Origin of the sequence: Sphingomonas sp. Ant H11 (assembly GCF_000797515.1) — a bacterium.
In the GTDB taxonomy this organism is placed as follows: Bacteria; Pseudomonadota; Alphaproteobacteria; order Sphingomonadales; family Sphingomonadaceae; genus Sphingomonas.
Window position 1 is genome coordinate 44234 of record NZ_JSBN01000026.1, and the last position, 12576, is coordinate 56809.

General features: G+C 62.0%; 10 protein-coding genes and 1 pseudogene. 4 read left to right on the plus strand and 7 right to left on the minus strand.

The window, feature by feature from the left end:
* Positions 1-2: 2 nt before the first annotated feature.
* Positions 3-1625 carry a hypothetical protein gene (locus tag NW75_RS06320; protein ID WP_040601631.1) on the plus strand — a complete coding sequence of 541 codons (1623 nt, stop codon included), beginning with the start codon at positions 3-5 and terminating at the stop codon, positions 1623-1625.
* Here the strand turns inward: NW75_RS06320 and NW75_RS06325 are convergent.
* Positions 1622-2140 (minus strand): SOS response-associated peptidase family protein, encoded by a 519-nt coding sequence (locus NW75_RS06325; protein WP_033964348.1) that lies wholly within the window; start codon positions 2138-2140, stop codon positions 1622-1624. The two genes, NW75_RS06320 and NW75_RS06325, sit on opposite strands and share 4 nt — an antisense overlap.
* Before the next feature lie 57 nt (positions 2141-2197).
* Here NW75_RS06325 and NW75_RS06330 point away from each other — a divergent pair, with 57 nt between their 5' ends.
* Entirely contained in the window at positions 2198-2815 is a 618-nt protein-coding gene (locus NW75_RS06330) for an SOS response-associated peptidase (protein WP_010405769.1), read from the plus strand.
* A 25-nt stretch (positions 2816-2840) separates the two neighbouring features.
* Here the strand turns inward: NW75_RS06330 and NW75_RS06335 are convergent, their stop codons facing one another.
* Both NW75_RS06335 and NW75_RS06340 read right to left on the minus strand, forming a co-directional pair.
* Positions 2841-3617 carry a hypothetical protein gene (locus tag NW75_RS06335; RefSeq protein ID WP_010405767.1) on the minus strand — a complete coding sequence of 259 codons (777 nt, stop codon included), beginning with the start codon at positions 3615-3617 and terminating at the stop codon, positions 2841-2843.
* 55 nt (positions 3618-3672) lie between these two features.
* Complete coding sequence (locus tag NW75_RS06340) at positions 3673-4587, minus strand: hypothetical protein (RefSeq protein WP_010405766.1); 915 nt, start codon at positions 4585-4587, stop codon at positions 3673-3675.
* A gap of 403 nt (positions 4588-4990) precedes the next feature.
* Here NW75_RS06340 and NW75_RS26045 point away from each other — a divergent pair, with 403 nt between their 5' ends.
* Both NW75_RS26045 and NW75_RS06350 read left to right on the plus strand, forming a co-directional pair.
* Positions 4991-5251, plus strand: a complete 261-nt coding sequence (locus NW75_RS26045; RefSeq protein ID WP_231564999.1) for a hypothetical protein — start codon at positions 4991-4993, stop codon at positions 5249-5251.
* Positions 5248-6651, plus strand: a complete 1404-nt coding sequence (locus NW75_RS06350; RefSeq protein ID WP_010405763.1) for a HEPN domain-containing protein — start codon at positions 5248-5250, stop codon at positions 6649-6651. The genes NW75_RS26045 and NW75_RS06350 overlap by 4 nt, the downstream gene beginning before the upstream one ends.
* A 24-nt stretch (positions 6652-6675) precedes the next feature.
* Here the strand turns inward: NW75_RS06350 and NW75_RS06355 are convergent, their stop codons facing one another.
* From NW75_RS06355 to NW75_RS27695, 4 genes and pseudogenes are all read right to left on the minus strand, one after another.
* A complete protein-coding gene (locus tag NW75_RS06355) occupies positions 6676-7773 on the minus strand; it encodes a DUF4238 domain-containing protein (RefSeq protein ID WP_033964349.1) in 1098 nt (365 codons plus the stop codon).
* 43 nt (positions 7774-7816) lie between these two features.
* Positions 7817-11129 (minus strand): annotated as a pseudogene (locus tag NW75_RS28130) (error-prone DNA polymerase).
* On the minus strand, positions 11126-12064 hold the full coding sequence (locus NW75_RS27690) for a DUF6504 family protein (RefSeq protein ID WP_331386011.1): 939 nt from the start codon (positions 12062-12064) through the stop codon (positions 11126-11128). The pseudogene NW75_RS28130 and the gene NW75_RS27690 overlap by 4 nt, the downstream one beginning before the upstream one ends.
* A complete protein-coding gene (locus tag NW75_RS27695) occupies positions 12045-12557 on the minus strand; it encodes a Y-family DNA polymerase (RefSeq protein ID WP_331386012.1) in 513 nt (170 codons plus the stop codon). The genes NW75_RS27690 and NW75_RS27695 overlap by 20 nt, the downstream gene beginning before the upstream one ends.
* Between the last annotated feature and the right edge of the window lie 19 nt (positions 12558-12576).

Below are 12576 nucleotides of genomic sequence, written 5' to 3' on the forward strand. Positions count from 1 at the left end.
CCATGATCCTCAAGCCTCCTCCGCCTGAAACGGGAGACGTCGGACTCGCGGAGTTTCGTGCGGCGGCCAAGCTGTATGAGGACACGTTGCGCAATCGGACCTTTCGCGAGCTCTACCGAAAGGATCTCGCCAAGTGGCGGAAACTCTATGGGACGCTTGCCGGGAAGCGCGAGCCGGGTTCGGCCGCAGCGACGCATTTTACAAGGCTATCGGCGCTCTGCGGTGAGTTGCTCGCGGAATATGGCCCGGAAGCCCCGCCGAAGAAGCGACCTTCCAAGGCTGTCGCGCCTGTTCCGTTGACCTATCCCGATTTCCCCGAGGAGCTCACGCACCGGATCCACTTCCTGGAGGGACCGGGTATCCGCCGGCAGCGCGCCGTCGAGCTGGCCACCTATGCGCCGGCCGTGTCGCGCCAAACCTCGACGCGTGGGCGCGTGCTCGTCTCGATCGGAGTGCGCATGGATCAGGTCCGGTTGTTCGAGCGCATTGTGGAATCGATAGGTGACCTCGCCATGGGTGACTATCCCGCCGCCGGCTTCGATATCGGCTATGTCATGCGGCCCGACGGAATCCCGCAGGGTCAATCTTGGACGTCCAATCCGCTCGACCCGATGTTGCCGATCGCGCGCATCTGGAACGACAATGAAAGGGCAAGGGGTTACGGCTTTCAGGCCCGCCTGCTTGGCGACCAATGGCGGGGCGTCGACGGCGAGGGCCTTCCCGAAGACCTGCCCGACCTGACCGGCGGACCATGGGACCCAGATCCCCACTGGCAGCGTGTGCTCGAGCTTACTGAGGCTGATTGCCTCGACGAAGCCCTCGTCTTGGTGGAGGCTATTCCCGGCCGCGACCGCGAGCCGATGTTCGACGAGGTCATCTACCTTCGGTTTCTTACGAAGACGCCGCTGCAGGCTCAGGATATCCGCGTTCTTGCCCGCAAGCACGTAGTGAACTCGCTGATCGCTGGGCGATTGCTCGAGGAATTCGATGCTTTCCTCGACCATCTCGACGCTCAGTTCGCCCTAGAGCCGCCGGTCCTTGAGGAGATGACCCGGTTGCGGCCGGATTTTGGATCGTCGATGATCCCGCCGCTCCCATCCGCTGCCGATTGGGCGACATACCGGCGCCACATGGGTCAGTTCTCAAACCCGAGCGGGCGGCGCGGCCGGATCTTTTCGAGGAATATTGGCGTCGCCGATACTGGCGCGTCGGAGTTTTTTGCGAGCGCCTTTGTGGCGGCCGAGGAAGCGTTCCGCCGGGAGCGTTCCATCCCTGAGATTGGGCGTGGCTGGGTTTCAGAGGTTACGCTTTTTGACCTGGTCCGCTCGATTTGGCCCTCAGCGGTCCACCAATGGCGGCCGGCGTTCCTCGGCATGCAGTCCATCGACATCCATGTACCGGAGCTGCGGCTCGCGATCGAGTATCAGGGGCAGCAGCACTACGAGCCGATCGCGCTCTTTGGCGGACAGGAAGGCTTCGAGCTTACCTGCGCGCGGGACGCGAAGAAGCGGATGTTGCTCGCGCGTCACGGCACGCGTTTGCTCGAATGGCGCTTCGACGTCCCTATAACCAGGGCGGCCTTGGTTAGTCAGCTCTCCGCGATGGCGATCGTCGTTCCCAACTAGAGCGCGAGTGCCTTTTGCCGCGGGCCGCTGGTGATCTCTTCGACGACGAAGGTCCGCGTCGGCGGCGTTTCCAGTAGCTCGATTTCCGGGATCGTGTGATCGAGCCACTGCATCCGCTGTCGGCGCAGGATGATCGCGCCATGGCGATCCTGATACCGGCTGATCTCTGGATTGGCGGCGACCGTGATGACCCGGAACGACAACGGCCACTCGGCCATCGCCGGCTCCAAGACCGCCGCCAGGTAGAAGAAGTTGCCGTCGTCGAGCTTCACTCGATATTGCTTGTCGCCCACGGTCATGTGAAATTCGGACGCCGGCACGAGGCAACGGTGGTTGGGAAAGGTCTTCCCCTCCGATCGCACGAACCGATACGAGGTGCCGTCGCTAAAGCGGGGATTGGAGCCCCACCTCGCTTCGACCATTTCCACTTCTTGCATATCGTCCGGATTTCGCCGGATGATGGGCAAGAGCTTCTCGAGTGGAGCCTCGGAGTCGAAGGCTGTTGGCGTAGCCATGAATAGAACATATATGGAACGAACTTGAGTCGCAAGGGCGAGCCGAACGGATGACCGATGTGCAATGACTATCGCCTCGAGGTCGACATAGCCTCGATTGTCGAGGACTTCGAGGACCTCAAGATCAGGATCAAAATGCCCGAAGGCACGCCCAACGTGGCTGCCCGCGCGGACATCAACATCAGCGATGTCGCGCCCATCGTGCGCAGCGGCGAGGGCAGAGGATCGGGCGAGGTGATCAATCGGCGATGGAGCTGGCCGGGCCAGAACGGGCGACCGGTATATAATTTCCGTTCGGAAGGCCGCACATTCACCTCGCATCGCTGCCTCATCCTGGCCGATGGCTTCTACGAATTTACGGCGCCGACCGATCCCGGTCAGAAGCGCAAGACTAAATGGCTGTTCACATTGAAAGATCATGCGTGGTTCTGCATCGCCGGCATCTGGCGGTCGCACCCAGAAATCGGGGAAGCATTCACGATGCTGACGATGGATCCTGGCGACGACATCGCTCCCTACCATTCCCGGCAGATCGTCCCGCTTCCGCGTGATCGCTGGGCCGACTGGCTGGATCCCTCAGTGCCTGCCGAGAACGTGCTTGGTTTATTGCCGAAGGGCAGCCTGATACCACAGCAAGTCTATCCGCCGATCGCCGCGCAGGCATCGCTGCTTTGAGGCCGCAAAGACGACGCTCTCGATCTCATTCACCCGGCGGCTCGACGTCTGGCGGGTTCATATATGCCCTGAACCCTGCGAGATCCTCATCACTTGGGTTCTCCAGCTCGGGAATGTAGCGGATGGTCTCAGCCACATCCCGGCGCGAAATATAGCCAATGATGGAGCCGCCGTTGCTCAGCTCATATTGCATCGCGCCGCAATGCCGGTCGACGGTCGCCAGCCCGGGCGCGAACGCGATCGGCTTTTTGCTCCCCTTCTTGCTCACCTCATGTTTGGCCAGCGCGACGCGCAGAAATTCCAGCCTGGTGAACCCCATTTCCGTCCGCCGCAGATCGACCCGCATCTGATCGACAAGTTCGGGTCGCTCCAGCGCGTCGCGGAGCTGCTGGGCGCGCAGCTCCCGGTCGTAGTGCCGGTAGCCCAATTCCCGTTCGAGGTTCGTGGCCTTCAGGTTGATCCCGCCATTCTCAGCGAGCTTGATGACCTCCTCGCATCGCTGACGCCAAGTGCGCAGCAGTTCATAGGCGGCATAGATCCACATAGGCGTTAGGGCGGAGAGCTGCGCGATCCGGCCGCGTGGTGGCTCATCATCGAGCTGGCGTTCCAAGATCTCCTGCTCGATCCGGTTGAGCATATTATCGACCAGGCAAAGCTGGCTTGCCTGCATGGCCAGAAACGGGTTCTCGCCAAACCCCGCGAGGGTCATCAGGGCTTCATGGAGCTCGGCGTGACCGATATCCGCCAGTGGGCGGTATCTGGGCTCGTCATCCAACTCCTCGGGATGAGGCTCGCCGTCCACGTTCAACCCCTCCGGGCCGCCCGAGGCAGTTGCTGCGCCCAGATGCGGGGCCTCATCATGAAACCTTCTCCCTCAGCCATGACGACAATCCAGCGTCTAGGACCATCCGCGCGAGCCGCTGTGGTCCGAGCAGAATCACGCCTTCCGGCCCTTCATTTTCCGGAATGTTGCCGGTGTGCCAGACGAAGAACATGCGGTCATAGGCTTCTGCCTCGGCAAGCCGGCCGGCATAATCGTCGAGCGACGCGCGCGTGGCTTGCGATTTCACCTGCACGAAGGCCCGTTCGGCGGTGCTCGGAAGCAGCAGTTCGAGATCTATCGTCTTCTGGGTTCGGCCGACCTGGCTGAGCCGGCGCCACCCGCTGCTCGAGAAGACGAGATCGACCAGCAATTCAAAATCTTGCCACGTCAGTAGGCGCATCAGCGGTATGATAGCGGTGGTGAGGGCGCGTTCGGCCTCTTCGGCAGCCGCGACTTCCGGCGACAACTCGTCGCTCAGCCTGCGCAGTAGATAGTCGGCCGCACCGACGTCGCAAATCGTCCCGCGAAACATCTGCACCTTGAGCAGTCGCCCCGACAGTCTATCGGCGGTCAACAAGCTCCCGCCAATCGACGCGTTGTGCCACCCGTGGAGGGTTGAGCGGCGGTGGCTGCTGTCCGCCAGGATCTCGATCTTGCCCGTCGGTCGGCACCAATAGAGCATGCCGCCGACAAAGGTGATGAAGATGGTGTCTTCGCCGCTCTCATAGAACGCCCGGATCTGCTTCACGTCGCGGGTCGCGGCACCGGCGTCCCCTCGGCGCGTCTTCATGGCGTCCCACACACCCGCCCAGTCGCCCGCGACGCACAGGTCGTGCGGCGCCTCGCGGTAGCCGAAGCGAAGCACGCCGTCGCGAATGCTCTCAGCTTCCCAATCGCCGCCCCGACCCAGCTTGATGTAATAGACCTTGGCAGCCGTGACTGCGGTCATTGGTTTCCCCCGTTTGGGCGAGCGCACCCCGGATCTTCACGCCGGCCCATCGCACGCTATACGTTAGACAAAGAAAAGATAATGAAGACGTTGCCCTTATCAGACTGAGGGCGAGATCGAGGGGGCAATGGGAAAGTCGAACGGCAACGCGCAGCGCAAGAAATCATCGAAACCCTACAATGAGCGCACCGACCTCGAGAAATTGCAGTCACAATGGACCAAACTGTCCGGCTTGCACCTTCGCGAGGAGCCATCCGCAGCGATAGTCCGATGCGCGACCGCGGCAGAGATCGCGGCGAACTATGCGATTCGGGCTGAATGGGCTCGCAAGACCGAGTTCGACGATACGATCATCGATATGTTTCTGCGCTGGGCGAACGGCCTTCCACTAAAGGTAACCCGATTGTTCGTCCCGATTTATTTTGCGACGCCGGACAAGAGTCCCATCGGGAAAGCGCTCAAGGCGTCGGCCGAGAAGATCAACACGGTCCGCAATGCCGTGGTCCATCAAGGGGCGTTCAGCAATCCCGATGAGGCCGAAGCCGTCATCGCCGAGGCGAAAACTTTCATCAACACGATCGTCGGTTTGTCGATTCCCAACTTCGACATCGAGGTGGCCGCACGCGAGTGGCAGGCCTCCCGTGAGACCGAGGCGGGCGAATGACTTCCACGCTCGGCGGCCTGACGGTGACCCTCGGCAAGAAGCTCACACAGTCTGACGACTACCTGAAGGGGAAGCATAACCTGTTGACCCAGTTTGACAGCATCGACGACTTGGTCACGGATGAGACGAAGCTGACTGCCAAGGATCGTCAGGCAATCGAGCATCATATCCTGCAGCTCCGTGCGGCGATCGCGCGCACCCTCTGGTCGAACGAATTCTATATCGGTCGCTCCCTGCTCGACGACTACATCCTTCACACTACGAAAGATGGTGGCGGGAATGTGCCGGTGCGCGTCATCGCGGCGCTCGCGGCCGCCGGCGCTGACCGCCCCGGTTTCGTCCTCTACCCACTGACCGGGTTCGGCATGGAGATGCCGCGGATTTTCGCGAAAGACAGCAAGCTCCGTTCCGAGGCGATTTTCAGGAAGGCTGGCTTCGCGGTCAGCACCCAAAGCAATTCGTTCGATGCGGCCGTTGCCAGCGTTGAACGGATGGCCCGGGGCCTGGGCGTGAAACAGCGCATCGACAAATCGGATTTTCGCCACTTTGCCTACACGGCGAAATGGTTCGGAAAAAACCCCCTCATGCTGGTCCGGATCACGTCGTTCACCGGCGACATGTACGAGAACCAGTTCGTTTATTCGCTCAAGATCCGGGTGGCGGCGGCGCATCTTCTGATGCTGCATTGTCTGTCGCAGGAAACGGTCGGGCCGCTCGACCGGCATCGCAACTCGTCTTTCGTCAACAATTTCGAAACGCTCGACATTGCCCACTATCTGATTGGCGAAGCGATCCGCGGACGCCCTATGTCGACCCGCCGCGTGCCAATGAACGTCTCGCAGTTGGAATTGGCGAAGCTCTCCGACGTAGCCGCGACGCTTTCCACTAGCGCTCTTGCAACGGCGCGGATGAAGAGGCTTGCACCCAGGGTGACGCAAGCCCTGAACACGGTCGAGCGGGGCTACTTCCGTCACGTCAACCTGGCCACTCGCTCAAAACCTGAGAACCGCCTCTATCGGCGCCTGCTCACCGCCTTGGACTGGTTTCGACAGTCTTTCAGCGCCCGCGCAAATGAGGCCGAGGCCATCGTTGCGCTCGCGGTCGCTTTCGAAACGCTGCTCACGGATCAATATGCCCCCGCAATCGCGGAGCGGCTGCGACGCCGGATCGGTATCTGCATGAAGGGCGTGCCTGGCCTTGCGAGTTATCAGGACAGCGTCGAAGCTATCTACTATGCTCGCAGTTCGATCGTGCACACTGGCGAGCCCGACCATTCGGTCGACATTCATCGAGGCCAGGTCGCTTTCACCCGATGCTTTTGTGCGATCGCCGACCGACTGACGGCCTGGGTGCCGACCGCGAACAACGCTATGGGCGATCTGCTAGGCGACGTCGGTTGAGCCTGTGATCGGTACGCCCCCGCGCTAGATCGCTATCTTGCGATAGCCGTTCCCTTGCACAAAACCCTGCTCGAGGCACCATCTCCTGGTCAGGCCGGCGCCGGTATCATTCGAATAGGCGTGCCCGTTTGCACGAAAGCGAAGGAATGAGGGCCACGCATCCGGAACAGGATGGTTGGTTGTGACATGGACGAGCACTTTCTCGCCGTTCCTGATGTCCGTGGGCTTTCTGACCGCGTAATATTCGCCCCAATCGCTCGTCTTCTCGAGGACCGCCTGCGTTATGGTGTGGCGTGCTTCGGGGCGGCCGGGCTTGGTCGCCGCGGCCTGCGTCGCGACTTGGTCGCGACCATCCCACTCCCGAAAATAAATGTTGGCCCAGCAACCGAGTATCTGGTGCACGTTAAGGGCTTCTATGTCCTGGCGCCGGTCGACTTCGATCCAATGGGCCCGGTGATCGGAGCTATAGACAGCTCCGTCGTACAGGATCGCGCAAAGCGTGGGCGAGAGCGGTAACAGGAAGACTGCTCCTGCCGTGTTCACGCCGAAGCTCGATCCGACTCTGCGCGGGCGTTGAATGTGCAGGCGGTTTGTCAGAATAGCCGGATCGTCGGAGGTGAAGAACGGTAGGCCAGTCCGATTGCGCACGATACACAGCGTCAGGTCATCGACGATCCGCATCGTATCCTTGTAGTGCAGCATCGCCGCCTGGACGGCCTCTTTCGATGCCTCGCGGACCGTCGGGACGGGGAGATCGGAACCGGGAACATCGTGGATGGCGAGTGCCATTTCGCTCGCTTTCCGCGACGCGGCCTCCGTTCGCATATACTGGAGATAGACGAAACGCTTCAGGACGATCTTGACCGCGGAGCCCACGGCGCTGCCCTCGGATAGGTGGCGAACGATCGGCCCATAGGGATCCTCGATGAAGTTGATCGCGTTCTCGAGAAGCCGGTTTTGGCCGTAGAAATAGTCGCCTGAGCACTGGTTCCTCACCGGCGCGTTGGGAATGGCCTTCATGCGATCGAGATTGAACAGGTTGATGGCCAATCCTTCCCCATTGACCGTGAATGGTCGGAGATGAATTCGCGGGACGAAGTGCTGATTCTTGTTTTCGGCCATCTACGAGTCTGTCCGCTAGTTGTTCGAACGGCGTTGTAGCGCCTCAACGGAAATTGCGCGGCCTGATCTTGATCCCCTCGGTCTGCTGGCCTGGAACGATGCCCGAGCCTAGCCGTAGATCAGGAATGAAGATGTCGCGCGGCTGCCGACCGAGTGGCGATTCCGCGTCGCGTGGATCAGGTCGCATCGGGCTCTTGACCACGTCGGCGCGACTTACTCGGTAGATATCGGCGACATCCTCCCCGGTTGCCGACGCTCGCGAGCAGGGGCGACAGGTCGTCGAGCCGCTGCGCGATCACATGGATCACCTCGCCCTCACGTTGGACCTGTCCCCGCACACCCATCATTGACGAACCCAGCACAGTACGGCGGTGCTTCTCAAAGACATTCGTCCAGACGACGAGGTTGGCGACATTCGTCTCGTCTTCGAGGGTGATGAACATGACCCCCTTCGCTGAGCCCGGCTTCTGCCTGACCAGCACGATCCCGGCGAGATTGATGCAACGGCCGTCCTTTACGGTCTGTAACTCTGCGCAAGTGATCATCTTGCGCGCCCGCAGCTCGTCGCGCAGGAAGGCGAGAGGGTGGGCGCGCAGCGACAGGCCTGAGGCACGATAGTCTTCCACCACCTCCGCACCCTCGCCCATCGGCGCGAGAATGACCGTGGGCTCGATGGCTTCCTGCCGTAACTTGCCCTCTCGCTCGTCCGCCGCCGCGAACAATGGCAGCGCCGCGGTGCCGAGGCCTTTCACGCTCCACAGACCCTCGCGTCGGTTGCCTCCTAGCGACCCGAACCCATCGGCCTCACCGATCCGGTCAAGCGCGCCGCGGCCGACGCCAGAGCGGCGCTGGATCTCCTCGATACTCTCGTAAGGTGTGTCCGCCCGTGAGCTCACGATCGATGCTGCGTCCCCGTTCGCCAGGTCACGGACCATGCGAAGACCAATGCCTTACGGCGAGATATTTGCCTCTTCCGGGCTCCAGCGTGCAGTCCCATCGGCTGTGGTTCACGTCGATTGGGCGGATCTCTACACCGTGCTGGCGCGCGTCACGCACAATCTGCGCCGGCGCGTAAAAACCCATCGGCTGCGCGTTCAACAACGCTGCGCAAAAGGCATCCGGATGATGACACTTCACCCAGCTGCTCGCGTAGGCGATCAGCGCGAAGCTCGCGGCATGGCTTTCCGGGAAACCGTAGGAGCCAAAGCCCTCGATTTGTTTGAACGTCCGCTCTGCAAATTCGTGGTCGTATCCGCGGCTCACCATCCATCGATCAGCTTGTCGCGGAAATGGGAGACGCCGCCGGTGAGCTTGAAGGTAGCCATTGCCCGGCGGAGGAGGTCGGCTTCGCTCGCCGTGAAGCCGGCGCACTCGATCGCGACGCGCATCGCCTGCTCTTGGAACAGCGGTACGCCCAAGGTCTTCTCGAGCACCCGTCGAAGCTCTTCGGTGGGGTAGGTAACCTCCTCCTCACCGTTTCGCCGCCGGCGGTAAGGGTGGACCATATCGCCCTGAATCGGTCCCGGGCGGACGATCGCCACCTGAATTACCAAATCATAGAAGGTACGCGGCGCCATCAGCGGAATGGAAGCCATCTGCGCGCGACTCTCGATCTGGAAAACGCCCAAAGTGTCTGCTTTGCGGATCATCGCGTAGGTCGCCGGATCCTCTGCCGGTATCGTGGCGAGATCGAGTTTCACCCCTTTGTCAGCCTCAAGGAATTCAAACGCCCTCCGCATGCATGACAGCATGCCGAGGGCTAGGACATCGACCTTCATGAACCCTAATAGGTCGATATCGTCCTTGTCCCACTCGATGACCTGTCGGTCTTCCATCGCCGCTGGCTCGATCGGAACGAGCTCGTCGAGCCGATCGCGGGAGAGCACGAATCCGCCTGGGTGCTGCGATAGATGTCGCGGGGTATTGATGAGCTGCCGCGCCAGCTCCAGCGTCAGCGCGAGCCGCCGATCGCTGAGGTCCATGTTGAGCTCCTCGGCATGCTTTTCCTCCACGCCCTCGCGGCTCCAGCTCCAGACCGCACCGGCGAGGCCGGCCGTCATGTCCTCGCTGAGACCCAGCGCCTTTCCGACGTCGCGGACCGCGCCGCGTGCACGATAGCGGGTCACGACCGCCGTCAACGCAGACCGCGTCCGGCCATAGGTCTCATAAATCCACTGGACCACTTCTCGCGGCGCTCATGCTCGAAATCGACATCGATATCGGGCGGCTCGCGCCGCTCGGCCGAAACGAAGCGCTCGAACAGAAGCTCAGATCGGACGGGATCGATCGACGTGATGCCGAGCACGTAGCAAACCGCGCTGTTCGCCGCCGACCCTCGCCCCTGACAAATGATCTCACGCCGCCGCGCCTCGGCGACGATCGAATGAACCGTCAGAAAATACGGTGCGTATTCCAGATCTGCGATCAGCTTCAATTCGTGCTCGAGCTGGGTGCGGACCTTGCCTTCGATCCCTTCAGGATAGCGCTCGGGCGCTTTTCCCAGGTGAGCCGTTCCAGCTCTACCTGCGGCGTTCGACCAGGAACGCTGATCTCGTCCGGGTATTGGTAGCGCAGCTCCTCAAGGCTGAACGTGCAGCGTTTTTGCCACCTCCAGCGTGCGCGAGACCGGGGGTGGCGTCCTTGAGGTAACGGCGGAAGAGTCGCTCCATTTCCTCGCCCGTCTTCAGGTGGCGGTCTGCAAATCGCTCCCGCCGATCGCCAAGCTCGTCGATCGTGCATCGCTCCCGGACGCAGGTCACGACATCCTGCAGCATCCGCCGATCTGGCGAATGGTAGAGAACATCATTGGTGGCGACGGTCGGCACGTGCGCGGCGGCCGCCATGTTCGCGAGATCGCGCAGTCGGATCGCGTCCTTCGGCCGGCGGCGAATGGATAGCGCCAGATATAGGCGATCTCGGAAGATCCTCCTGGCGCGCGCGAGCGCCCCTTCGGCCACTGTATCCGCGCGGTCCGGAACGAGGATCGCAATGAGGCCCTCATGCCATTGCTCGAGGTCGGACCAGTCAAGGTGGCACGCACCCTTTCCAGCGCGCTCTTTGCCGATGCTCAGTAAGCGGCACATATGCCCATAAGCGGTGCGATCAGTCGGGTAGACGAGAAAGGCGGTGCCATCCACGAGATCGAGGCGGCAACCGATGATCGAACGCACGCCTGTCGTCTTCTCGGCGTCCCAGGCGCGCACGACGCCCGCCACGGAACTGCGATCGACGATGCCGAGCGCGGGCAGTCCCAGCAAAGCCGCGGCGGCGAACAGCTCTTCGGGCGATGACGCGCCGCGCAGGAAGCTGAAATGCGTCGTCACCTGCAGCTCGACATAGCGAGCATCGCTTGTCATGCGAATGCGCCATGGATGAACCAGCGCATGTTGCCGGTGGCATGGCTGGTCCCGTCGCCTAAGCGAAACAGCCAGTAGCGGCCACCCGTCTGGGTCTCGACCTGATAATAGTCGCGGACGGTGAGGGCCTTTTCAGCTTCAATCCCGCTCTCACGCCACCATTCGCCATGGAGGCGTTCCGGGCCGTCTCCCTGGGTCACACGGTATCGTTTTCGCCGCCAGATGAACATGCGCGGAGCATCGTCCGGCAGAAGCGCAATCACTTCGATCTGCTCGGGCCGATGCAGCATCCGAGCGGGGCGGGGCAGGTCATCATCCCATCCCGCATCGGTGATTTTGCTCAGGGCCGGCAGCATGGTCGTGGAGCGCTCTGGCATCGCGCTCGCTTGTGGACTGACCCGATGAAGGCTGCGTTGGCCGAACCGATTGGCGAGAGCATCGACCAGAGCCGCGAGGTCTGGACCCTGACGCCCGAGGCTCTCGAGCCCTTCGCCCTGTGTTGAGCCCAGAGCTTCGGCTAGCGGGGTGACCAACGTCATGGCTTCGATGCCTTCGCCCGGCTCGATCGTCTCGATTTTGGCGCAGAGCAGCTTGGCGAGATGGCGCGCAGCTGTTCCGACCCGGACCGCCTGATTGTGCCCGTCGACCCTATGGAAATAGCAATCCAGGCGGCGTGCGCCCTTGCCGATGTGGCTGAGCTGATCGACGACATCGGACACGAGGTCGCCAATTACCAACGCGAAGGCTTCCGGTGTCGCGATAGGCTCCATGAAACCCCGCCGAGCCTTTGGAAGATGTTCGGGGAAGACCGGATCAATCGGCTCATGGAGCGTCCCCAACGCCTGGTCGAGACGTCGATGCAGCTCACGACCAAACCGCTTGGCAAGCGGTGGCCGCGGCGCGTCGATGAGCTGCTCAATGCGCTCGAACCCCAATTTTTCGCAGGGCTTCGACATCGCCTCCGGGAAGTCGGAGCGCCGATATCGGCAGAATCGCGATCGCTTTGCGGTGACCTCCGGGCTCGATTGTGACGGGCCGACCCGCAGGGACATGCCGCGCAACGGCGTGAGCACAGCCCGCAGTGTCGGCAACCGCGATTTGCACCGAGAGCCCGGACGCCGCGGTGCGACGATGAAGATCCTTCAGGAGCTCCTTCTCCGTCCCGAACAGCGACGCGCAACCCGTGATGTCGAGCCAGAGCCCGTCCGGTGCATCGGGGGACACAAACGGTGAGTAGCGCCGACCTGCCCAGAGCGCGAGACGGCGCAGGCCCTCGAGATCCGCATCGGGCTCCGCGTCGACCACCCGGAGTTCTGGCGCCAGCGAGCGCGCTTTTGTGACTGTCATTCCTGGTTTGATGCCGAGAGCGCGAGCGCCAGCATCGATCGCTGCGATGACGCGGCGACCGTGGTCCGGGATGGCCGTCACCAGCGGCGCATCGCAGGCG